Source organism: Calothrix anomala FACHB-343 (genome assembly GCF_014696435.1).
In the GTDB taxonomy this organism is placed as follows: Bacteria; Cyanobacteriota; Cyanobacteriia; order Cyanobacteriales; family Nostocaceae; genus Aulosira; species Aulosira anomala_A.
This window is the reverse complement of record NZ_JACJQG010000009.1, coordinates 153,950-175,588: the sequence shown is the minus strand read 5'-3', so window position 1 is coordinate 175,588 and position 21,639 is coordinate 153,950. Positions and strand designations below refer to the sequence as shown.

24 protein-coding genes are annotated in these 21,639 nt (G+C 39.5%); 12 read left to right on the top strand and 12 right to left on the bottom strand.

Features of this window, described 5'->3' with window-relative positions; genetic code table 11:
* Positions 1 to 28 precede the first annotated feature (28 nt).
* The gene (yidD, locus tag H6G08_RS38500; RefSeq protein WP_190540035.1) at positions 29 to 439 is read right to left on the bottom strand and encodes a membrane protein insertion efficiency factor YidD; all 411 of its coding nucleotides are present in this window, start codon (positions 437 to 439) and stop codon (positions 29 to 31) included.
* Between the two features lie 327 nt (positions 440 to 766).
* Between yidD and chlP the strand changes: the two genes are divergently transcribed.
* The 3 genes from chlP to recA all read left to right on the top strand — a co-directional run bounded on the left by chlP (position 767) and on the right by recA (position 4,737).
* The gene (gene chlP / locus H6G08_RS07330) at positions 767 to 2,023 is read left to right on the top strand and encodes a geranylgeranyl reductase (protein WP_096643368.1); all 1,257 of its coding nucleotides are present in this window, start codon (positions 767 to 769) and stop codon (positions 2,021 to 2,023) included.
* Positions 2,024 to 2,379: 356 nt separating this feature from the next.
* A complete protein-coding gene (locus tag H6G08_RS07325; protein ID WP_390625587.1) occupies positions 2,380 to 3,225 on the top strand; it encodes a choice-of-anchor K domain-containing protein in 846 nt (281 codons plus the stop codon).
* Between the two features lie 438 nt (positions 3,226 to 3,663).
* On the top strand, positions 3,664 to 4,737 hold the full coding sequence (recA, locus tag H6G08_RS07320; RefSeq protein WP_190540031.1) for a recombinase RecA: 1,074 nt from the start codon (positions 3,664 to 3,666) through the stop codon (positions 4,735 to 4,737).
* A gap of 500 nt (positions 4,738 to 5,237) precedes the next feature.
* On the opposite strand, the gene H6G08_RS07315 is transcribed toward recA, so the two are convergent.
* From H6G08_RS07315 to H6G08_RS07305, 3 genes are all read right to left on the bottom strand, one after another.
* Positions 5,238 to 6,017: an FHA domain-containing protein gene (locus H6G08_RS07315; RefSeq protein WP_190540029.1), complete on the bottom strand. Its 780-nt coding sequence runs from the start codon at positions 6,015 to 6,017 to the stop codon at positions 5,238 to 5,240.
* Between the two features lie 418 nt (positions 6,018 to 6,435).
* A complete protein-coding gene (locus H6G08_RS07310) occupies positions 6,436 to 8,055 on the bottom strand; it encodes a serine/threonine-protein kinase (RefSeq protein ID WP_190540027.1) in 1,620 nt (539 codons plus the stop codon).
* Positions 8,056 to 8,393: 338 nt separating this feature from the next.
* Positions 8,394 to 9,284, bottom strand: a complete 891-nt coding sequence (locus H6G08_RS07305) for a carbohydrate ABC transporter permease (RefSeq protein WP_190540025.1) — start codon at positions 9,282 to 9,284, stop codon at positions 8,394 to 8,396.
* 85 nt (positions 9,285 to 9,369) lie between these two features.
* Here H6G08_RS07305 and H6G08_RS07300 point away from each other — a divergent pair, with 85 nt between their 5' ends.
* Together H6G08_RS07300 and purN are read left to right on the top strand one after the other, a co-directional pair.
* The gene (locus H6G08_RS07300; RefSeq protein ID WP_190540023.1) at positions 9,370 to 9,918 is read left to right on the top strand and encodes a hypothetical protein; all 549 of its coding nucleotides are present in this window, start codon (positions 9,370 to 9,372) and stop codon (positions 9,916 to 9,918) included.
* Positions 9,915 to 10,589, top strand: coding sequence for a phosphoribosylglycinamide formyltransferase (gene purN / locus H6G08_RS07295; RefSeq protein ID WP_190540022.1), 675 nt, complete (start codon positions 9,915 to 9,917; stop codon positions 10,587 to 10,589). Before H6G08_RS07300 ends, purN begins: the two co-directional genes overlap by 4 nt.
* A gap of 230 nt (positions 10,590 to 10,819) precedes the next feature.
* Here the strand turns inward: purN and H6G08_RS07290 are convergent, their stop codons facing one another.
* The 6 genes from H6G08_RS07290 to H6G08_RS07265 form a co-directional block, all read right to left on the bottom strand.
* Positions 10,820 to 11,401, bottom strand: a complete 582-nt coding sequence (locus tag H6G08_RS07290) for a CPBP family intramembrane glutamic endopeptidase (protein ID WP_096643361.1) — start codon at positions 11,399 to 11,401, stop codon at positions 10,820 to 10,822.
* A gap of 134 nt (positions 11,402 to 11,535) precedes the next feature.
* Positions 11,536 to 12,600 carry a DUF3326 domain-containing protein gene (locus H6G08_RS07285; protein WP_190540020.1) on the bottom strand — a complete coding sequence of 355 codons (1,065 nt, stop codon included), beginning with the start codon at positions 12,598 to 12,600 and terminating at the stop codon, positions 11,536 to 11,538.
* Between the two features lie 163 nt (positions 12,601 to 12,763).
* Positions 12,764 to 12,946: a DUF8621 family protein gene (locus H6G08_RS07280; protein WP_096643360.1), complete on the bottom strand. Its 183-nt coding sequence runs from the start codon at positions 12,944 to 12,946 to the stop codon at positions 12,764 to 12,766.
* Positions 12,947 to 13,066: 120 nt separating this feature from the next.
* Positions 13,067 to 13,384 (bottom strand): 2Fe-2S iron-sulfur cluster-binding protein, encoded by a 318-nt coding sequence (locus H6G08_RS07275; RefSeq protein ID WP_190540018.1) that lies wholly within the window; start codon positions 13,382 to 13,384, stop codon positions 13,067 to 13,069.
* A gap of 488 nt (positions 13,385 to 13,872) precedes the next feature.
* Entirely contained in the window at positions 13,873 to 14,166 is a 294-nt protein-coding gene (locus H6G08_RS07270; RefSeq protein ID WP_190540017.1) for a helix-turn-helix domain-containing transcriptional regulator, read from the bottom strand.
* Positions 14,159 to 14,497 carry a type II toxin-antitoxin system RelE/ParE family toxin gene (locus tag H6G08_RS07265; RefSeq protein ID WP_190540015.1) on the bottom strand — a complete coding sequence of 113 codons (339 nt, stop codon included), beginning with the start codon at positions 14,495 to 14,497 and terminating at the stop codon, positions 14,159 to 14,161. Before H6G08_RS07265 ends, H6G08_RS07270 begins: the two co-directional genes overlap by 8 nt.
* 420 nt (positions 14,498 to 14,917) lie before the next feature.
* Between H6G08_RS07265 and acnB the strand changes: the two genes are divergently transcribed.
* From acnB to H6G08_RS07240, 5 genes are all read left to right on the top strand, one after another.
* Positions 14,918 to 17,548 carry a bifunctional aconitate hydratase 2/2-methylisocitrate dehydratase gene (gene acnB, locus H6G08_RS07260; protein WP_190540060.1) on the top strand — a complete coding sequence of 877 codons (2,631 nt, stop codon included), beginning with the start codon at positions 14,918 to 14,920 and terminating at the stop codon, positions 17,546 to 17,548.
* Between the two features lie 50 nt (positions 17,549 to 17,598).
* Positions 17,599 to 18,015, top strand: coding sequence for a XisH family protein (locus H6G08_RS07255; RefSeq protein ID WP_190540013.1), 417 nt, complete (start codon positions 17,599 to 17,601; stop codon positions 18,013 to 18,015).
* The gene (locus H6G08_RS07250) at positions 18,003 to 18,347 is read left to right on the top strand and encodes a XisI protein (RefSeq protein WP_190540011.1); all 345 of its coding nucleotides are present in this window, start codon (positions 18,003 to 18,005) and stop codon (positions 18,345 to 18,347) included. The genes H6G08_RS07255 and H6G08_RS07250 overlap by 13 nt, the downstream gene beginning before the upstream one ends.
* A 20-nt stretch (positions 18,348 to 18,367) precedes the next feature.
* Positions 18,368 to 18,556, top strand: a complete 189-nt coding sequence (locus tag H6G08_RS07245; protein WP_190540010.1) for a type II toxin-antitoxin system Phd/YefM family antitoxin — start codon at positions 18,368 to 18,370, stop codon at positions 18,554 to 18,556.
* A 401-nt stretch (positions 18,557 to 18,957) separates the two neighbouring features.
* The gene (locus H6G08_RS07240) at positions 18,958 to 20,154 is read left to right on the top strand and encodes a PDDEXK family nuclease (protein ID WP_190540008.1); all 1,197 of its coding nucleotides are present in this window, start codon (positions 18,958 to 18,960) and stop codon (positions 20,152 to 20,154) included.
* A gap of 147 nt (positions 20,155 to 20,301) precedes the next feature.
* Here H6G08_RS07240 and H6G08_RS07235 read toward each other — a convergent pair whose 3' ends face one another.
* Entirely contained in the window at positions 20,302 to 20,610 is a 309-nt protein-coding gene (locus H6G08_RS07235) for a PIN domain-containing protein (protein ID WP_313941494.1), read from the bottom strand.
* On the opposite strand from H6G08_RS07235, the gene H6G08_RS38495 reads away from it, so the two are divergent.
* Positions 20,588 to 20,734 carry a hypothetical protein gene (locus H6G08_RS38495; RefSeq protein WP_190540006.1) on the top strand — a complete coding sequence of 49 codons (147 nt, stop codon included), beginning with the start codon at positions 20,588 to 20,590 and terminating at the stop codon, positions 20,732 to 20,734. The genes H6G08_RS07235 and H6G08_RS38495 overlap by 23 nt on opposite strands.
* Here H6G08_RS38495 and H6G08_RS07225 read toward each other — a convergent pair.
* Entirely contained in the window at positions 20,731 to 20,967 is a 237-nt protein-coding gene (locus H6G08_RS07225; protein WP_190540004.1) for an SPOR domain-containing protein, read from the bottom strand. The two genes, H6G08_RS38495 and H6G08_RS07225, sit on opposite strands and share 4 nt — an antisense overlap.
* A 164-nt stretch (positions 20,968 to 21,131) precedes the next feature.
* Between H6G08_RS07225 and H6G08_RS07220 the strand changes: the two genes are divergently transcribed.
* Positions 21,132 to 21,350: a helix-turn-helix transcriptional regulator gene (locus H6G08_RS07220; protein ID WP_190540002.1), complete on the top strand. Its 219-nt coding sequence runs from the start codon at positions 21,132 to 21,134 to the stop codon at positions 21,348 to 21,350.
* The last annotated feature ends 289 nt before the right edge of the window (positions 21,351 to 21,639 follow it).

Here is a 21,639-nt window from a genome sequence, read left to right as displayed (position 1 = left end):
GGTGCTAACAAAGGGTGCTAACAAAGTTTCATCCCTTGATTTCCAGACTGCTCTCTAAACTAAACTGTTTAGTTTGCACTTGGTGACAGCTTCGCCAGCTCTTCCCCTTTTTGTTTGGTGAATGCAGATTTGAGTCAGACTCATCCTCAGTTGGTTCTGATTCCTCAGATTGCGATAGCGAAGCGCCGCCACCTCCGGCAGATCGCAAAATCTGGTTAGCTTGCTTACAAGCTTGAAACCGATGACGAGATTTAGTCAGTAAGGCTGTAAATCCATCTTCTGTAATTACCCGTTTAATGTATTGAGAGCAAGATTCCCCACCATATAACACTCGGTGCGCACAAACAAAGCCCTTGTGGGGAGAAAGGTATTTTTGATATCCAGTAATTGCTACAATACCAGCCTTTCTGCCTAGAGAATCTAATAGAGAAATTTCCATTATTAATACTTCTTTATTTCGGAAAGAGAGTCCAAATCAATTTTTATGCTTGGTCAAATTTAACTCAATCTCCAAAATATTTATGCGTAAATTTACATAATTACAGCCAAAAATAAGGCATATGCAAGTAAACCCCACAAAATCGGGGACAAGGAGGAAAGATCAAAAATGACCAATGACAATTGTACAGACGCGATTAATCGCGTCTCTGACCATTGACCCTTGACTATTGACTCCATAGCTATTCGTATCGAAATATTAAGGAATATTGCATTTCCGTCAAAACCAGAAGCAAGAGCGAGAAATGAGCCAAACGTCCGTGGTAGGATGCTTTCGGTAAATCTCAAGATTGGGAGAAAACCTTTGACACTACGGGTTGCTGTTGTTGGTTCGGGCCCAGCTGGTTCATCTGCCGCCGAAACACTGGCAAAAGCTGGGATTGAAACTTATCTAATCGAGCGGAAGCTAGATAATGCTAAACCTTGCGGGGGAGCCATTCCCCTGTGTATGGTGAGTGAGTTTGACTTACCACCGGAAATTATCGATCGCCGCGTGCGCAAGATGAAAATGATATCACCTTCAAATAGAGAAGTTGATATCAATCTGATAAATCAAGATGAGTATATAGGAATGTGCCGCCGTGAGGTTTTGGATGGCTTCCTTCGGAATCGTGCGGCAAAACTAGGTGCAATTTTAATTAATGCCACCGTTCATAAACTTGATATACCTACCAACAATACTGACCCCTATACCATCCATTATGTAGACCATACAGAAGGTGGCTCAACAGGTATTGCTAAAACCTTAAAAGTGGATTTAGTAATTGGGGCTGATGGGGCTAATTCCCGGATTGCGAAAGAAATGGATGCTGGGGATTACAATTATGCGATCGCATTCCAAGAGCGCATTCGTCTACCCCAAGACAAAATGGCTTATTACAACGATCTCGCCGAAATGTATGTCGGTAATGACGTTTCTACTGACTTCTACGCTTGGGTATTCCCCAAATACGATCACGTAGCCGTCGGTACTGGCACAATGCAGGTAAATAAAGCCAGCATTAAACAGTTACAAGCAGGGATTCGCGCTCGTGCTAGCGAGAAGTTAGCAGGCGGTAAAATCATCAAAGTTGAAGCCCACCCCATCCCCGAACATCCCCGTCCTCGCCGCGTTGTCGGTAGAATCGCTTTAGTAGGAGATGCAGCAGGCTACGTTACCAAATCTTCTGGTGAAGGTATTTACTTTGCAGCCAAATCTGGGCGGATGTGTGCCGAAACCATTGTGGAAATGTCCGACAACGGCAAAAAAATCCCCACAGAAAACGATCTCAAAGTTTACCTGAAGCGCTGGGATAAAAAATACGGGCTTACCTACAAGGTATTAGACATTCTGCAAACCGTATTTTATCGTTCCGACGCTACCCGCGAGGCTTTTGTAGAAATGTGCGCTGACTTGGATGTGCAAAAACTCACATTCGACAGCTACCTGTACAAAACAGTTGTCCCCGCTAACCCCATAACTCAATTAAAAATTACTGCCAAAACCATTGGTAGCCTGATTCGTGGTAACGCCTTAGCACCCTAATAGCTTTTGGCTTTGGCGGTGTCTAGCGACAAGCCGCTTTACGTCTACGCACTCTGAACTTGCAGAGGAGATGAGGGGCAAAATTCACATTTTGCGTGTATTTGCCTCTCCGCTCCTCTGCAATATTTTTTATCTATCTGTAAATTTCTCTAGCTTGAAAAAATTTAACTATTACCTTGTCCAAGAAAATACTGTATCATACTTGGATTTAATATATACCAATATATAAAGTTTTTAAGTAGTAATATAAAGCTTGTGTAAAAATTTAATTAAGTTGGCGGAAACTTCTTGGTTTATTTCCGCATCTTTACTAAGGTATATGGGTTAGGTATCAGGTAGGAGTCGAAACCTGACGTATGAACATGAGTTTGGTTTTTACCACTGCTATATCTGGTTGTTCAATGTTTGCCCTAGCAGCATTTGGGTTTTCTAGTCAAGCCCAAGCTTTCACTATTTCCGGTAGCGCGGATGGTGTATGGAGCAACCCGATTTTAGATGAAGCTAACCTTTGCTTAAAGACCCCGAACCATCCTGAGTGCGCAACAATGGTTCAGGGTGTAGGTACAAACAAATTTAGCTGGGGTACAGTAGCTAAAATTTCGGCTACCAAGAAAGCTAATGAACTGACATTTACGGGAAATTCCTTTTCAGCAGATCAAGGCTCTTGGACGAAAATAGGTACTTTAAAATACTTTAACGCTATCAACTACGCAGACACAAATGTCAAAAATGTAACTTTAAATCTGGCTCTATCTTTTGGCGATAGCCAAAAACCAGTAAATAAATTGTTACAAGTAAATTTTAATTTAGTAAACACACCCAATCCAGCAAAGCCAAAAAATATTCAAGAACTGAAAGACGTAGCCTACGCAGACCGTGTTGAATTTGCTACACCATTACCCACAACTGAATTTATCTATAATTTAGATTCATTTATATTTGAGATCGGCGGCTTTGGCAAACCAATATTTCCCCGTCCACCTCAGACTAGTATTTCTGCTCTGGAAGATGATTTTGCACAGAATCAGTTTGGCATTGAACATGAGATTTATGCCAGAGTAAGTTATGGACAAAAACCTAATTCTCCCCCAAAAAACAATGTACCCGAACCCTCAACCGTTGCTGGTTCATTGTTAGCAGGGATGTACCTGTTATATCGCAAAAATTTCTCTAAACAAAAAGCTAAATCTTCATGTAGGTAATTTGCCGCAAAAGGCACGTAAATCAGGAATTTAGTCCTTAATTTCCAGAATACAGGAGGCAGAAGGCTACAAGGCACTGCCTCCTGTATTCTATGTATTGAATTTTGCCTAAATCTATCAGCTATTGTAGTAGCTGCTGAAAAAAGAATCTTTTTGCTACGGTGTTCTAGGCTGTATTGTATTCAACCGAGAACTGCTATATTTGTAGCGACTTGAAAGTGATAACGATCTGAGTTCCCCAAACTAGGCCTGTACAAGCCAAAATAAAGTATGAGGGTCATGTTCAACGTCAATGTATCAGTTCGAGTTACGATCTTGTCATACTTTCTTGTTTAAAAAGTTCTAATTCCAGAATTTTCTGGCTAAAATAGTATATCTGTTCTACTCAGACTCCAATCCCAAAAGTCCTTAAATCCATATATTTAGTTAGAGGCAGGAATGGCTATCAATACCGATACTTCTGGCAAGCAAAAAGCGCTGAATATTGTACTCAACCAGATTGAGCGCAGCTTTGGTAAAGGAGCAATCATGCGCTTAGGGGATGCTACTCGGATGCGGGTAGAGACAATTTCCACAGGCGCACTCACCTTGGATTTAGCATTGGGTGGAGGTTTACCCAAAGGTCGGGTGATTGAGATTTATGGGCCGGAAAGCTCCGGTAAAACCACAGTAGCACTACATGCGATCGCAGAAGTGCAAAGAGAAGGTGGTATTGCTGCCTTTGTGGACGCAGAACACGCTCTCGACCCCACCTATGCTGCCGCCTTAGGTGTAGATATTGAAAATCTTTTGGTTTCCCAGCCAGATACAGGTGAAGCCGCTTTAGAAATTGTCGATCAATTGGTTCGCTCTGCGGCGGTTGACATTGTAGTCATTGACTCCGTAGCCGCCCTAGTACCCAGAGCCGAAATTGAAGGCGATATGGGAGATGCTCACGTTGGTCTGCAAGCCCGATTAATGAGCCAAGCTCTCCGGAAAATTACTGGTAATATTGGTAAATCTGGCTGCACAGTAATTTTTATCAACCAATTGAGGCAAAAAATCGGCGTTACCTATGGTAGTCCAGAAACCACAACAGGTGGTAATGCCTTAAAATTCTACGCCTCGGTACGCTTAGATATTCGTCGGATTCAAACCTTGAAAAAAGGTACAGATGAATTTGGTAACCGCGTCAAAGTCAAGGTAGCAAAAAATAAAGTAGCACCACCCTTTAGAATTGCGGAATTTGACATTATTTTTGGCAAAGGAGTTTCTACTATAGGTTGTCTTGTTGACCTAGCTGAAGAAACAGGCATTTTGCTCCGTAAAGGTGCTTGGTATAGCTTCAATGGCGAAAATATTTCTCAAGGTCGGGACAACGCCATCAAATACCTAGAAGAAAAACCAGACTTTGCTGCACAAATTAAGCAGTTAGTTCGTGAAAAGCTAGACAAAGGTGCAGTTGTTTCTGCTAACTCTGTCACTAAGGTAAGCGATGAAGAGGAAGAAGAAGATTTAGAAGAAGAAGAATAAACGCAAAAATATGGGATATATAGTTAATTTACCTATATATCCCATACTAGTACTTTGACAAGTCATCTTTGCTAGGTGAATCATTTTTTAATTCTCTTCTTTACCTCTTTCTTCGTGCCCTTCATGCCTTCGCGGTTCGTTTCTTCACACATCAAAGTTAGATTGTCAGACTACTAGTTTTGATAAATTCTTAGCCACTAAAGCGGCACATCAATATATTTTAGAGGGCATGGCATTCCCCATTGGTGTCAACTTAACGTGAAACCCTAATTCTATCTAGCTCCCATGCTCTGCGTGGGAGCTATTATCTTGAGGCTCCGCCTCAATTTATCAGCTTCCGACGCAGCAGCCCACGAATACGCATTTCCAGCCTCCGGCTGGAAACGAGATAGAGAAAGGTTTTGAGCTTAAGTTGACACAAGTGGGCATTCCCATGCCCCTACAATTTATCGCATTCTTTTTTTAAATTGGTATGACAACGGACTCATTTTGCCTTGAATTTAAAGAATATCAGACTTATGTTTGCTAAAAAAGCGATCTAAAATCTCAGACTTTTCCTCTTCAGTAAAGTGAGATTGCTCATATTTTAAATCATCAATTAAGTATGAGCCTTTAGTAATTTGTAAAGTACCGTTCAGAGACTGAATTTTATAATTTTTTTGGTAGCTGCTGGAATTAAGTAAATTTAGTGAATTCTCATTCCTTGCGGGTACAAGCTGCATCAGTAACTCTACAGCCACTGTGGGTAGAGTGGAGCGAGTTTGATTCACAAAAAAATCAAAAGTTATCATTCCTAAACGAATGCGATCGCCATCATTAAGTTTCGTCGGCTGGTAAACTGGTTCACCGTTGATAAATGAACCATTTGCACTGTTAAAGTCAATCAAGTAGAAGCCTTGATTGTCAATATATTGAATAGCCGCATGGCGATGGGATAGATATGGATCGGCAATTGATATACCATTGCTCTCATCTTTACCTATAGTCCAAATTCCCTGGGGTTGTTGCAAAGCTTGAGTTTTTTGGTCACACAGATTAGTAATGATATAAACTGTAGAACCCTCTACAACACCTTGGACGTAAATTTTATTTACTGCTGATGATGTTTGAGCTAGGTTTTCTAATTGCAGGAAGTCATCTAGAACGTTGCGATGTTGTTCATATAATTTGAGAAATACTTGAAATAAACTTAATCGCCGTTCTAGTTCTTTCTCTTGCAACTCAGCCTGCATAGATAAGCCTTTAATTGGCAAAAAATGTGATTTGCTGATTTCGGTCATTAATATTTCTTCTCAGCCTACTATCAGTGAACAATTTACTTATCGCTACTAATTAAAAACAGAGGTAGCTTAGGGCGTTAAGTTGATCGTTTTTTAGGTAACAGTTTTCTTGTGTAAATAAAAATAAATACATTTCATCAGAATCTTTTATGAAAAATTATTGTTTCAGTTTATTTTTTATTGTAAATTATCTTTAGTAAAATGTAACAGATTATAAATATAAAAATTTTATTAAAATTTCTCACTATTAAGTGAAATAACGTATGTATTAGCGATACCGTTGCTCAAAAATTTTAGATAGAGCAAATAGCTGTTGCAAAGATAATCGTCATATCATCAGCACTAGGTTTTTTCACCAACCTTTTAGCTACTAATGTTGAGTAAAGAAATCTGAGCGACTGATCTGAAGAACCGGAAATTACAATAAACCTCTTTTGCCATTAGGGCGGACTGTCATCCAATTTGTTTTTGCTACTACCAGTTGCTCATCGGTAATTTTGGCACCTGTGAGATTAGCACCACAAAGATTAGCACCGCGAAGATTAGCATTGCTGAGATAAGCATAGCTAAGGTCAGCGCCGCGTAAATCTGCACCTTCTAAATCAGCGTTGCTAAAGTAAGCTTTGCTGAGGTTCGCATCTCGCAGATTAGCCTCATTTAGACTAGCTCTACCAAAGTCACTGTCGTGGAGATTAGCGCCCTGAAGGTTAGTTTTTTGCAATTGCGCAGAATGGAAATTTGTTCCTGATAAATCAGCACCTTGCAGGTTGAGCATTTTTAAATTGTGTAAAGCAAAATCCCTTCTGCCTTTAACATAGGCGGTTAGTAAATCTTGAGTACTTAATTTTCGTACTACTTTAGGATTTTGATTTAACGAGTTATTACTATTGTTACTCTCCATCATTGTGGGTTTTGCCATTACCACCCCTGAGCGCGTTCCCCGATGCTGCAATCCCAGGCTTTCTGAAGATTTAGCTCGTCTAGCTCTAATAGCGGCTGCTACATTGGCTACTCCTAGATTATTGGGATTGCTGGCAGGATTGTTGGACAAAATTGCCGAATCTGCCATACGGTTATGTGTCTGCTCTTTCACAGAGCCATCTGATTTAACCAGCAGTCCCTTAGCTAAACTATCTAGATAGGGTTCCATTTCCAACCCTCTGAGTACTTCTTGGGCTGACTTGTAGCGATTGCGGACTGACACTTCCAACATTTTCCGCAACACGCTCGCTAAATGATCGCTCACTTGTACCAGTGGCTCCCAAATCATTTCCCCTGTGGAGGGATTGTATTCTATATCTTTAGGTGTTTTACCACTCAATAAATAAATACAAGTTACCCCTAGTGCGTAGACATCACTAGCGAAAACTGGACGCATCGCCATTTGCTCTGGGGGTGCAAAACCTGGAGTCCCAATTGCATAAGCAGTTAATGCTGTTTGCTCGGATTGGCCGGGAAAACCTTGAGTGACTTGGTTTTTAACTGCACCAAAGTCAATTAGTACCATGCGGGAATCTTGAGTACGGCGAATCAAGTTAGCTGGTTTAATATCGCGATGAATTACCTTTTGGTCGTGAATATACTGCAGCAATGGCAAGATTTCGCTTAAAAATTGCTTGACTCCAGCTTCTGTAAAGCTACCATTACGTTGTACTTCCTGCTGAAGAGTAGCACCACCAATATATTCTTGAACTAAATAAAATTGCTGTTGGGCTTCAAAGTAGTCTAGTAACCTGGGGATTTGAGGATGGGTACCAATTTTACCTAAGGTTCTGGCTTCTCGCTCAAACAGTTCCCGCGCCATTTGTAAAACATGTGGTGCGGTGGCTGAGGGACGTAGCTGCTTGATTACACAACTGGGTTCTCCAGGTAAGCCTTGATCTTGGGCTAAAAAGGTTGCACCAAAGCCCCCCTGACCTAATGGTTTAACCACCTGATAGCGATTGTTTAATAGTAGTTGTGAGCCACAAGACTGACACCTTCGGCTAGTTGCCAAATTTTCTGGATGAGAACAAGTAGGATTTAAGCAGTAGCTCATGCACTGTCAACTCGCTGCACGAATGATGGTGAGTAGTTTTATACTCTCACTCCATTATTGTGATGGAAAATTGATTTATGCCAGGTCATTTTTGCTGGAAAACCTTTGAAGAGTTCCTAAAGTTAGAATTTTCCTGACCTAATATACTGGTAATTTTACTATCATTAATTTCACTTAAATTTGACAACCAGTTATATAGCTATTTTGGCAACTGGGCGACAAGTAATTTTTAGTTGCTGTACATGATAGTTTAACTATAGTTTAGCGAAAATTATTTGGTTGCTTTTAATAAATTTAACATTTTTGTTCTGGGTGTGAGAGTGATGACAAAAACGTCTTTAAGATTCTTCACCCCAGGTTCGCAATTGCAAATACACAAATACTAAGGTGACGGCTAGTAGTACTGTTGCAGCAGCAGCCGCATAACCAAAATCAAATTGACCAAAAGCTTCTTGATAAATGTAATAAACTAGCAAATTTGTGGTATTCAGAGGGCCGCCACCTGTAATTACGTAAACTTGCTCAAAACTGCGTAAGGTAAATATTGCTGTGGTAACAATTGCAAATATTAAAGTCGATCGCAATCCGGGAAGGGTAATATGCCAAAATTGTTGCCAACCGTTTGCACCATCGAGTTCGGCGGCTTCGTAACGGCTGGGGGGTATGGCTTGCAATCCGGCTAGAAATACGACCATATTAAAGCCGAGTTGTTTCCAAATACTTAATAAAATAAGTACTGGCATAGCCCAAAATGTGTCACCTAACCAAGGAATAGATGGGATACCAAAGATATTTAAAAAGCTGTTTACGGGGCCAGTGGTTTGGAATAGCCAGCGAAATCCTAAGCCAGCAGCGACAAGAGAAATAATTGAAGGTAAAAAATAGGCGCTGCGCAGGACACCCCGTAAAGCCAAAGAACGGTTTAATAATACTGCTAACCCTAGAGGAATGATTAGACTGGGAATGACTGTGGCAATGGTAAAGTAAGCAGTGTTACCCAAGACTTGCCAAAAATCGGCATTGAATAGCAAGCGCCAGTAATTTTTTAAGCCTACAAGATAAGTTCCTTTGGAGGTAAAACTACCAGCTGTGAAACTGAGGTAAAACAAATAGGCGATCGGCCAAATGATAAATAAACCTAGTAAAATCAGGGCTGGTGTGAGAAAAATCCAAGCGGCGACTGTATCATTATCTAGCAGCTGGGTTTGATGGGAACGGGATTTAGTCATGACTATTTTGGCAGTGAAATGCGGTGGGGTGTGATTCTCTCAAGAGGTACTGCTAAGATCCTGTCAATCGATTTGGCTTAAACGGATGCCTCAAATTTTCCCCTACTTTGGCAGATTTGCGATCGCTAGCACAATGCTGACTAACTGCCTACTTATAGCATTATCAATGACTTTGAACAAGGCTGTGCTAGCTCAAACAACACCAGCACCAGCACCAACTCCAACTGCACCAGCGACAAATCAGCCAACTAACCCAATTGCACAGCAAATAATAGGTCAATGGGAAAGCAAAGATCCTGGATCTGAGTTAATACTTACCTTTGTGTTCTCGCCAGATGGTAAATTATATATTCTTTCCCCTAATTCCCAAAAGCCGATGGCTGTGGAATTTGGGTATAGTATTAACCCGACTCCACAACCAATGCATCTTGATGTGATTATTTCCCAGGAGCAAAAAAAGGCACTCACAATTTTTGAATTTACTGCTAACGGTCAGTTAAGAGTGCAATTAGATAATACCGATCCAGGTAAACCTAGACCTACAGCTTTTTCTGGTACAGCAACTTTATTTACTAAAGTTTCTGATAATCCCAAATTACCAGAAAATATCCAAATTATTGACCTTAACTTATGAGCGATTGTTCTGTTGTTGATACTGCTACGACTAGTTTAATTTCTCCCTCTATTTCTCATCATCAATTAGCATCTACCACGCCTATAAAATTAGGTATTCTCGCTTCAGGAAATGGCAGCAATTTTGAGGCGGTGGCTCAAGCTATTGATACAGAAAATCTGAACGCGCAAATTCAAGTTTTAATTTACAATAACCCTGATGCTAAAGCGGCAATTAAAGCTAAAAATCGGGGTGTAGAAGCAATATTATTGAATCACCGCGATTATAAAAACCGAGAAAAGTTTGATGGGGTACTTGTACAAACTTTACAAAACTATGATGTGGAATGGGTAATTTTAGCTGGCTGGATGCGGCTGTTAACACCAGTTTTAATTGATGCTTTTCCCGAACAAATTATTAATATTCATCCCAGCTTATTACCAAGTTTCAAGGGTATCCATGCAGTAGAACAGGCTTTAGCTGCGGGGGTAAAAATTACTGGTTGTACGGTGCATTTAGTTTGTCTGGAAGTAGACAGCGGCCCTATCATTATGCAAGCAGCAGTGCCAATTTTAGTAGATGATACGGCAGACACGCTCCATGCCAGGATTCAAATTGAGGAACATCGAATTTTACCACAGGCGATCGCACTAGCGGCACAAAGGCGATCGCTTCTCCTCAATCATGTTTAAAAGTTAAAAAAATGTAGTGGTGGACATTGCTCATCACTACATTTTTGAGGGAAAATATCAACAGTTTTAGTTAATTATTTAGGACTTACGCAGTGTCAGATATTTTTCATGCTTTTTGTCAATGGTCAATAGTCCATAGTCCAAAAACCTGAATTTTGACCATTGACTTTTGACTTTTGACCACCCTTGTGAGGGTTTTTGTGTTCGGTGCGTAAGTCCTATTATTTTGTTTACGCTTTGCGCAATTTCCACATATAACTAGAAATCAAATTAGTGATAATATGGGCAATAATTGGTACTAATAAGTTCCCACTCAATATTGCGCTGTATCCTAACATTAAACCGACGATGGTTGCCCACAATACGTAAGGCCATTGTTGGGAACCACTCAGATGCAATACACCAAAACAAAGGCTAGAGACGATAACAGCTACATGATCCGCACCTAAAGCGGGAATCATCACGCCTCGGAATAATAATTCTTCACTTAATCCTGGTAGCAATCCCAGCCAAATAATATCTGGTAAAACTAAAGGTTTGAGTACCAAATCTAAGTAATAATCTGCACTTTTACGATAGGCGGGGATCAAGCGATAAGTTAAACCACTCAAAGTAGTGATAATTAATCCCAACCCCACCCCTAAGAGTAAATCTTTTTCATGCCAACGCCAAGGAAATATCGACACTTCACCAAAGCGCAACCACAGCTTGGCGACTATCCACAAAATGATAGCAGTCGCTCCCATCGCTCCTAGTACTTGGATGCGTGTTAGGTAAGGAATTTCTGGTTCTTGTTTTTGTTGTTCAACCACGGGTGTTTAGGGGAAGGGAAGGGGGACAAACAATTTAAAATTCAAAATTCAAAATTCAAAATTCAAAATTAAGAATTTTATTTGACTGTTGACTGTTGACTGTTGACTATTGACTGTTGACTATTGACTGTTGACTAATAATTCAGTTGGTTTAAAGAATTGATTTGTGGATGGAGAATATGAGGATCGACGCCTGCTTTATGTGCGGCTAATACACCGACTGCTTCTAAATAGGAGTTTACCTGGATGGATTTAATCCCTAAGGGTTGAGGAGGAACTTGGATTTGAGTTTGATTTTCCGCAACTGTGATAATTTGGCATCGACTGTGATTTAAGCTGAGAATTGCACTATTACCACAAGCGGTTGCTGGTATTATTGCAGCATCAATTTGCTCTGCCCAAATATCTTCTGGTAGATATTTGCTCGTTCCTTTCTCTATGATAAATTGCGGTGCGCGACTTAAACCGACAAGTACGCACGGTAAAAAAGTATAGCCTAATTCTTCGGCGGCGGAACGGGGAGATAAATTTGCCTCTGGTGGTGCGGCAGCTAATGCGGGAGAATGGGCGCAGGGTATTTGAAAGCTACGCACGATTAAATGGCTAATAACGGCTTCTGCACCTGCTAGGGGATCTACGCCTTTACCTTGGCGGTAGTTTTCGACTGCTTCGGTTTCCATATTATCGGGGAAACGGGCGACTACTGCGATCGCATCTGCACCTGCTTGTTTAATTAATACTTCTGCTGCTCTTAATAAACTATCGGGGTTACCAATGGTTCCCCAACTAATCCCAGATGGTGATTTGCGTAATTCTATATTTAATGGCGTATCCGTAATTACATAACCTGTCAGGGTTAAGCCTAGTGTCGCTCTGGCTGCGTCGGCTGCTTGCAAGTGTCGCAGCTTTAATTCTGGTTCTATACCCTGGTCTAAAAGCAAACCTATTTTATTTTTATGGACGGGACGCAAACCCCAGCATCCTGCGGCAAATTTGTCAAGTCCGTAACCTTCCACATAGAAAGTATTGGGTAGATTCCAGTACAAACTTGCACCGTTGAGGACATTGGGATGGGTGATTAGGCGATCGCACACCTGTGAGATAACTCTGGCTACTGGTAAAGCATCCCCGGCATAACCGCCGATTGCTGCGCCAACGCCAGTTGGTACAATTAAAATAGCAGTATATGGACGTTGCATAAAATAGTTCGTAATTGATGATTCGTAATTCGTAATTATTTTCCTATGCTGTCAGACACGCGGGATTTGAACCATTCATAACCATGTGTTTGACCTCTCGATGGATAAACTAAGGGTCTTATACTGTTGTGTAAATTACGAATTACGAATTACGAATTAGTAATTACTCTGCACTGGCTGTAGTGACAACAGCTTCCACAGTAGCCTTTTGTTGTTCTGTATCCACAGCAGTAATCGCCCATCGTAAAGGTTCGCCTTGTTTTTGCAATTCGGCGGCGATCGCTTGCTCTAACTCTGTGGGAGTTTCTTGGAGGTCGATTTCTGCGGTAATAAAATGGGTAGTCATTGTTGCTTATTCTTGCGAACTGTGTTTCTAGAATAACTGATATCAGCATAAAGGATGAAGTATTAAAAGAGCAATTTCTGTCAATTTTTCATCCTTTAGCCTTAATACTTCATTCTTAAATTAGTCTTTGCCAAATTGCAGTTGATAAAGTGTATCTTCTTGTTCTGTTTCCACTTTGATATCAGAAAGAGGTCTAGCTACACAAAGCAACACGTAACCTTGTTTTTGTAACTCTGGACTTACGCCCATACCATCCTTTTGATCGACAGTTCCAGAAATAATTTTACCCGCACAAGTTGTACAAACACCTGCATGACAAGAACTAGGTAATTCTAAACCAGCAGCATCAGCTACAGATAAGATAGTTTCGGTTTCCGGGACTTGTAAAGTGTGGCTCTCACCTTGATGGATAACTTCAACGGTGTATGTTTTGGACATATACTAAAAAATCGGATGCAACAGACAAATTTATTATTGTATCTGAATTAGTTAACAATATTGCAGATATTCAATAAACTTTTGACTTCCCACCAAGGAGCGATCGCCATAACTCCATAACCCAAGACGATTTAGTTAAGGATCTAGGACTTACGCAGTGTCAGATATTTTCATGCTTTTTGTCAATGGTCAATAGTCCATAGTCCAAAAAGCTGAATTTTGACCATTGACTTTTGACTTTTGACCACCCTTGTGGGGATTTTTGTGTTCGGTGCGTAATTACTAGGATCATCGAATGAGCTATTTTTCCAATTGAGTTGATGAGTGAAGGATATCGAATAATCCTGAAACTGCTTTGGTTGAAGAGCTTCATCAATTATAAACTGCGAATTGCGTTGGCCTTAACCTACTCTCCGAGAACGTTACGTGAACGCATAGCGTATCCGCAGGATTCACCGCTTGCGGTATTGCGAATTGCGAATTGCAAATTATGGCTTTACTGTTACTGCTAAATGTAACCCTAAAGCATCCAACAAAGAGTTTAGACTGTAAAACTCAATTTCGCCTTGATCTAATAGCATCTGGTCAAGTTTATTGTATCGTTCCTTGACTTGTGCAGACAGACGATCAACTCCACCTTGCGCTTCTATAATATTTTTCAGTGCTTTACTCATCATTTTCGGATCGCCTTCTTCTAAAACAACCTCAATATAAGCTGCTGCTTCTAGGGGATTTTGAAGGTCTTGTATCAGTTTTTCGTGATAGCTTGTACTTCTAGGCATCATCTCTACTCCTATAGTCTTGCCAATATTTCTTGGCTTTAGTAATATCTTTATCCTGGGTGCTTTTATCGCCACCACACAAAAGAATAATAATTGCTGAACCTTCCTGACCAAAGTATATACGGTAGCCAGAAGCATAGTCTATTTTCAGTTCAAAAACACCATCACCAACTGATTTATAATCACCTAAATTACCCTCCTCTACTCGGTCAAGTCTTGCTCTTATTTTAGCCTTTGCTCTTCTATCACGCAGAGAGTCAAACCACTCAGAAAAAATATCTTTACCATCACTACTTAAATAATTTCTAATATCCTGTGGTTGAACTTCCATAATAAATTTTAGCAAAAATTGTCATGACAATTGGCAATTTACATTACCCTTCGCGAAGCAAGCTACGCAATTTGCAATTATCAAATCAGTCAGGGTTTGAAAACCATTAATTAACAATTGCCCAATGAGATCGTACATTTTCCTTGAGAAATATGAATTGCGAATTGACAATTGTTTTGGCCATAGCCTGTTACCGATATCATGGTAACAATTAATCGTTAAATAATATTCAGTTGTGACAGTTCAGATATCTTTATGTCAATTTGGAATTAAACTATACTTTAAGTATGAGAAAAAATTGCTAACACCCAATTATAAGTAGGGCATTCAGCTATAAAAATGGAGTAAACTTTGATAGCCAAATCTTGCCAAAAAATATTTCATAATTAAGAGTAGAACATCCCAATGGAGAATACAAAAATGTTAGAACAATACCGTCAGCATGTTGTAGAACGCGCCCAACTCGGTATTCCTCCCCTACCATTGGATGCAAAGCAAACATCAGAATTATGTGAATTGCTCAAAAATCCGCCACCAGGGGAAGAAGATACATTATTGCATTTATTGCGCGATCGCGTACCCCCTGGAGTTGATGCAGCTGCTTATGTGAAAGCGGGGTTTTTAACTGCGATCGCTAAAGGTGAAACCAAAAGCCCTTTAATTTCCCGTATCCAGGCGGTAGAATTACTAGGAACGATGGTAGGCGGCTACAATGTCCAAGCTTTAATTGAATTGCTGCAAACTCCTACCGTTTCTGTCTCCGACTCTTCCGAAACCCCTTTGGTAATGGGGGGACAAGGAAAGGAACCCATCGCCGCATACGCCGCCAACGCCCTCAGCAAAATTCTGTTGGTGTATGATGCTTTCCATGATGTTTTGGAACTATCTAAAACCAATCCCTTTGCCAAGCGCGTGATAGATTCATGGGCAGAAGCTGAGTGGTTTACCATTCGTCCCCAACTCCCCAAAGCAATTACCGTTACAGTCTTCAAAGTACCTGGGGAAACCAACACCGATGACTTATCCCCCGCTACCCACGCTACCACGCGCCCGGATATTCCCCTACACGCCTTAGCCATGCTAGAGTCACGGCAACCGGGAAGCTTAAACACCATTGCCGAGTTAAAGCAAAAAGGACATCCTGTGGCTTATGTTGGTGATGTAGTAGGTACCGGTTCATCGCGGAAATCTGCTATTAACTCCGTATTGTGGCACATGGGTAATGATATTCCCTTCGTTCCCAACAAGCGCGCAGGGGGATATATTTTAGGTGGTGCGATCGCGCCTATTTTCTTTAATACAGCTGAAGATGCTGGTGCTTTGCCAATTCAGTGCGATGTCACCAAGTTAGAAACAGGTGATGTAATTACCATCCATCCCTACAAAGGCGAAATTACCAACGAAGCCGGCGAAGTAATTTCTACCTTCACCCTCAAACCCGATACAATTCTTGATGAAGTCCGTGCAGGTGGACGTATACCTTTGTTAATTGGGCGTACCCTCACCGACAAAACCCGCCAAGCATTAGGTTTAGAACCCAGCACCTTATTTATTCGTCCCCAAGCACCAGAAGATACAGGTAAAGGCTACACCCTCGCCCAGAAAATGGTAGGGAAAGCTTGCGGATTACCCGGTGTGCGCCCTGGTACATCTTGCGAACCGATCATGACTACCGTTGGTTCCCAAGATACCACAGGCCCCATGACCCGCGACGAATTAAAAGAACTCGCCTGTCTTGGCTTCAGTGCTGATTTGGTAATGCAGAGTTTCTGTCACACTGCAGCTTATCCCAAACCTGTTGATATCAAAACCCACCACGACTTACCAGACTTTTTCGCCCAACGTGGTGGCGTTGCCCTACGTCCTGGTGATGGTATCATTCACTCTTGGCTAAACCGGATGCTGTTACCCGATACCGTCGGAACTGGTGGCGATTCTCACACCCGCTTTCCTTTAGGAATTTCCTTCCCCGCAGGTTCCGGGTTAGTAGCTTTTGCAGCAGCTTTAGGTGTCATGCCTTTGGATATGCCAGAATCAGTTTTGGTAAGATTCAAAGGAGAATTACAACCAGGAATTACCCTCAGAGATATTGTTAACGCTATTCCCTACGTCGCCATTCAAAAAGGATTGTTAACAGTAGAGAAAGAGAACAAGAAAAACGTCTTCTCTGGGCGAATTTTAGAAATGGAAGGCTTACCAGATTTAAAAGTAGAACAAGCCTTTGAATTAACAGATGCATCAGCAGAACGTTCCTGTGCAGGTTGCACAATTAAACTGAGTACAGAAACAATTTCCGAATATCTGCGTTCTAACATTGCGCTGTTAAAGAACATGGTAGCCAGAGGTTATCACGATGAGCGTACTATCATGCGTCGTGTCGCCAAAATGGAAGAATGGTTAGCCAATCCCATATTACTGGAAGCCGATGCAGATGCAGAGTATGCCGAAATCATTGAAATTGATTTGAACGAAATCAAAGAACCAATTGTAGCCGCTCCCAATGACCCCGATAATGTTAAATTATTATCGGAAGTTGCTAACGATCCGGTGCAAGAAGTATTCGTTGGTTCTTGTATGACAAATATCGGTCATTATCGGGCAACAGCGAAAGTTTTAGAAGGCGCAGGTGAAGTAAAAACACGCCTGTGGATAGCACCACCCACCCGCATGGACGAAAACCAATTAAAAGAAGAAGGTGTATATAGCGTATTTGGTGCGGCTGGTGCGAGAACAGAAATGCCAGGATGCAGTTTATGCATGGGAAATCAGGCGCGAGTTGCTGATGGCACAACTGTATTTTCTACCTCTACCCGCAACTTTAATAATCGCATGGGTAAAGGTGCAAGAGTGTATTTAGGCTCTGCAGAATTAGCCGCAGTTTGTGCATTATTAGGACGCATTCCCACAGTACAGGAATATCTGGATATTGTGGCGAAGAAGATTAATCCTTTTGCTGACAATTTGTATCGTTATTTGAACTTCGATCAAATCGCCGGTTTTGAGGATGAAGGGCGCGTGATTTCTAAGGAACAGCAGGCTTTGTTAGTATAGTTTTATTAGGTGGGTGTAATGCCCACCTGACTGTTATTAACAGGGTAACAATGCCAGTAAAAGATATCTACCATGATGCGGTTAAAAATGCCTTAATTAAAGATGGCTGGACGATTACGGCTGATCCTTATACCATTAAATATGAAAAAATTCAGTTATTTGCTGATTTACTTGCTGATAGAACTTTAGAAGTTGAACGTAATGGACAACAAATTATTGTAGAAATCAAAAGTTTTATTAGTCGTTCACCGATGCGTGAATTTGAAACAGCTTTAGGTCAATATATTATTTATCGTACTTTATTAAAAGCTGTTGTGCCCGAAACTAAAATTTATTTAGGGATTAGTAAAGCTATTTATCAATCATTTTTTCAGCAAAAAGCAATTTCATTAGTAATTGAAGAGACTAATTTACTTCTAATTATTGTTGATTTGAAAACCGAGGAGATTGTTAAATGGATAAACTAGCAAATTATCGGAATTTAATCAAAAAAATTCTCACAGAATATGAACAATTAGCATCACAAACTCCTAATCCTTCTGGAGTTGATAGTGTCTTAGCTTTGGATGAACAAAGAGATCAATATATTTGGTTTCAAGTTGGTTGGCATGACGAGAAAAAAATTACTGCAATTACTGTTTATGTTCGCATTAAAAATGAGAAGATTTACATTGAGGAAGATTGGACTGAGGAAGGAATCGCTACTGAGTTATTAAGGGAAGGTGTACCGAAAGAAGATATTGTTTTAGCCTTTCACTCTCCAGAAACTCGTAAATTGACTGAGTTTGCTGTTGCTTAAAATAAAAAGATAGGTTTAAAATGATTGAATTACATCCTACATTTATTTCAAAAAATGGGCAAAGAGAATTTGCGGTTTTGCCATACGAAGAATTTTTGAAAATTCAAGAATTGTTAGAAGATTTAAGAGATTTACGCGAAGCTAAACAGGAAGAGAAAGACAGCCATTCAGTGTCTTTAGATGAAGTTAAAAAGATGTTAATCCCTTGAGGATGAGCAGAGATTAATTTAATAGCAGGGTATCATCGCTTACCTCAAATAGAATATTATCAGTGACACTAAAAAATTTGAGAATTGATTGCTTATATACTCGTGAAGTAAAAAGTCAATCAGGAATAGTTCCTATAGATATAATATGCGGAAATTGTATCTCCTGCATATATTTTGCTAATTTTTCAGCAATTTGGATTTACTTATGAGTAAATAGAAGTTATTTGCAAGGGAGATAATTCAGTAATTGCACTGGAAAATATATTGTAATTTGCAACTATTTTGGATATGTTTATCTGGGTTTTTAGATGTATTAAATTATTATTTAGGTATTAAATTATTTAAATTTAGTAAGTATATATCTAAGCATCTTTTATTTAGAAAAAAACTCTATAAATACTATGACATACCTCAAAGCGAAACATTTAACAAATAACCTGAAATCATTTAATAAAGCCTCAGATAAAAATAATCGTAAATTAATATATGCAGGTGGGAAGTTACGCTTTCAATCAGAGATAGATTTGGAAGATTATATCGAAGAAAATTTTGAAAAAATATTTACTGATTTGATTTTAGTCAAGCGACAGTTTAGCATTAAAATGCAACGATGTGATTTATTATGTTGTCATAAAATTTCCAAACAACCAGTTATCATAGAGTTAAAAAATGAAGAAGACAGAGGGCTAGTTTCTCAATTAATTCGTTATCGAAAAGCTCTTTTATTAGAGATGCCTTTTGAAGATATCATAGATTACTCTTTACCAGTAAATTTAATAGCGATCGCACCGATTTTTCATGAAGATAATTATACAGATAAAGAATCCTCCAAATTTGAGGACAATATATATTTTTATGAATTCAGTCTAGAGCTTCACAATCACTCAGGTCTATTTAAAATAGATCATCGTGTATACGATATTCCTTACCCTATTTTTGGCTTACCTAAAAATGCCACTGACCATGAGTTATATAATAGAGCATTACCAGCGTTTACTTCCAATTTTAGAAGCAAATTACCTCAAGAATGTAAATACGATTTTACAAATTTACGAGCATTGCTAATGGCGCAGCCAAACGTAAAAGAAATGGTTAGTGCTACTTATAGAAAAGTACTATACGGAACTGGTGAAGGAGAAAATCATAAAAAAATAGCAGAAATAACAAATACTGGTAAAGGCATATACTTATTTCTGTGGTTGCCTACCAATGTAAAAACAAATATAAAAATACCTGTAGCCAGATATGGATTTATTTTAGCAAAAGATAGCAACCCTTTTTCGGAAAATTCAATTGTGGATTGGTTAGTATGTACCAAAACTACAATCGATCTCAAAAATAAACCTGAAAATCATGTCTGCTCATCATTTAACAGACATGGTATGTCAATCTGGACTAAGCCTAATCATTATCTATCACAAGCTTCACTAGGTTCTCTGAATACATTTCATTTATTTCTTTATCTACTCAAAGGTATGAAACCACCCATTGATGAAGATATTTATCAGTGGTGGAAATCTTATGAGAAAAAAACACCTGATAATTTAGGTTGGTATGTTGATTTAGCTATCAAAACTTGGAATTTTAGAATTAAATAATTATTTTTTTGAATTATCTTATACTGCTGTAGCGATCGCACTCTCACCTCAAAAAATGCGATCGCTTTCAAATATATACATTCAAAAATTAATTTTATAAATGCTTTGCTTGTGTAGTAAAAATTTATAGTTTTTTATTAAATTATATTATGCGATTTCCCAATCTTCTATTTTTAACCCTTCAACTCTGACAAATTCTTTAGTATTATGAGTCACTAAAATTAAATCATGCGACAGTGCAATAGCAGCAATTAATAAATCATTATAGCCAATAGGAGTACCAGCATTAGCTAATTGAGCGCGAATCCTACCTGCATTTAAAGCGGAAATATCATCTAGTGGTAAAGAAATAAATACTTCTAAAAATCGCTTGACTTTTGCCCATACTTTATCGGGATTATCACTTCTCATTGCTCCATAAAACAACTCTAGCTTGACAACTGAACAAACTGCAATATCTTCTAAATTGGTATTTTCTAGTTTCTGGCGAATAATTGAGTCTTCATTGAGATATTTAACACCTTCTACTTATGTAGCGATCGCACTCTCACATCAGGAAATGCGATCGCTCATTCTTTAAATCACAACTTCCTCACGCTGATAGTCAAAAACCACCATAAAGCTAGCGTCAGGTATAAGTTGACGTAAACGTTGCAAATGACCGTCAGCATCAGAACGAGTGCGAAATCTCGCAACAGTTACCCTTTGCATATCTGGAAGTAACCGAGTAATAGCCCAAGGATTCAGACGTTCTTGATATGCCTTCGCCTGAGTTTCTGACGAGAAATCGTTGTGTTGGTTGTTTTGTGGCATGATTAATTTATCCATAAGGAGTTTAGTGAAGGGCGTTAGCGAGTCTCTTGCCGGGGATGCACTAACGCCTCTTCAATGATGATTAAAGTGCAAACTAATATATATTGTCAATACTTAACGTTAAATATTAACGGTTTAAAATCAGATCAAAGGTCTAGTCAGCTATGGATTTAAGAGCCTTGAGAGATCGTGCAGGGCTTACAGTCTTAGATGTCGCGAAAGAACTAGACTGCGCGGAATCTTCAATTCGCAATTGGGAAAAAGGGAGAACAACGCCGAAAATGGAAGTATGGCAAGTATTCCGCCTGCGAGATTTGTATAAATGTACAGAAGAAGAGTTAGTGCAAGCAGTTAAAGAATCAATGCTGGCTGAAGACACATAGCTTCAACTAACTCCCTGCTTTTAATCGAAGTAGGTTTACTAAAGAACTATTCAGGCGATCGCACTCTCACCTCAAAAAATGCGATCGCTTCAGTATCTCATAAGAAATCACTGTATTCCTCTATGGGTAGACACATTCGTTGAGTGCTATCTTAGCTAGCATTTAGTAGCCAGACACTTATCTGCGAAAAAAGACCATAATTTATATATATTGACATTATTTCGTTTTTGTAGACACTGTATTTAATGCATATATATTTTAATTTGTCAATTTTTTTATTAATGACTAT

Coding starts and splice junctions, on each gene's coding strand:
- yidD (WP_190540035.1), bottom strand. CDS start 439: ATGGAAATTTCTCTATTAGATTCTCTAGGCAGAAAGGCTGGTATTGTA.
- chlP (WP_096643368.1), top strand. CDS start 767: ATGCTTTCGGTAAATCTCAAGATTGGGAGAAAACCTTTGACACTACGG.
- H6G08_RS07325 (WP_390625587.1), top strand. CDS start 2,380: ATGAACATGAGTTTGGTTTTTACCACTGCTATATCTGGTTGTTCAATG.
- recA (WP_190540031.1), top strand. CDS start 3,664: ATGGCTATCAATACCGATACTTCTGGCAAGCAAAAAGCGCTGAATATT.
- H6G08_RS07315 (WP_190540029.1), bottom strand. CDS start 6,017: ATGACCGAAATCAGCAAATCACATTTTTTGCCAATTAAAGGCTTATCT.
- H6G08_RS07310 (WP_190540027.1), bottom strand. CDS start 8,055: ATGAGCTACTGCTTAAATCCTACTTGTTCTCATCCAGAAAATTTGGCA.
- H6G08_RS07305 (WP_190540025.1), bottom strand. CDS start 9,284: ATGACTAAATCCCGTTCCCATCAAACCCAGCTGCTAGATAATGATACA.
- H6G08_RS07300 (WP_190540023.1), top strand. CDS start 9,370: ATGCCTCAAATTTTCCCCTACTTTGGCAGATTTGCGATCGCTAGCACA.
- purN (WP_190540022.1), top strand. CDS start 9,915: ATGAGCGATTGTTCTGTTGTTGATACTGCTACGACTAGTTTAATTTCT.
- H6G08_RS07285 (WP_190540020.1), bottom strand. CDS start 12,600: ATGCAACGTCCATATACTGCTATTTTAATTGTACCAACTGGCGTTGGC.
- H6G08_RS07280 (WP_096643360.1), bottom strand. CDS start 12,946: ATGACTACCCATTTTATTACCGCAGAAATCGACCTCCAAGAAACTCCC.
- H6G08_RS07275 (WP_190540018.1), bottom strand. CDS start 13,384: ATGTCCAAAACATACACCGTTGAAGTTATCCATCAAGGTGAGAGCCAC.
- H6G08_RS07270 (WP_190540017.1), bottom strand. CDS start 14,166: ATGCCTAGAAGTACAAGCTATCACGAAAAACTGATACAAGACCTTCAA.
- H6G08_RS07265 (WP_190540015.1), bottom strand. CDS start 14,497: ATGGAAGTTCAACCACAGGATATTAGAAATTATTTAAGTAGTGATGGT.
- acnB (WP_190540060.1), top strand. CDS start 14,918: ATGTTAGAACAATACCGTCAGCATGTTGTAGAACGCGCCCAACTCGGT.
- H6G08_RS07255 (WP_190540013.1), top strand. CDS start 17,599: ATGCCAGTAAAAGATATCTACCATGATGCGGTTAAAAATGCCTTAATT.
- H6G08_RS07250 (WP_190540011.1), top strand. CDS start 18,003: ATGGATAAACTAGCAAATTATCGGAATTTAATCAAAAAAATTCTCACA.
- H6G08_RS07245 (WP_190540010.1), top strand. CDS start 18,368: ATGATTGAATTACATCCTACATTTATTTCAAAAAATGGGCAAAGAGAA.
- H6G08_RS07240 (WP_190540008.1), top strand. CDS start 18,958: ATGACATACCTCAAAGCGAAACATTTAACAAATAACCTGAAATCATTT.
- H6G08_RS07225 (WP_190540004.1), bottom strand. CDS start 20,967: ATGCCACAAAACAACCAACACAACGATTTCTCGTCAGAAACTCAGGCG.
- H6G08_RS07220 (WP_190540002.1), top strand. CDS start 21,132: ATGGATTTAAGAGCCTTGAGAGATCGTGCAGGGCTTACAGTCTTAGAT.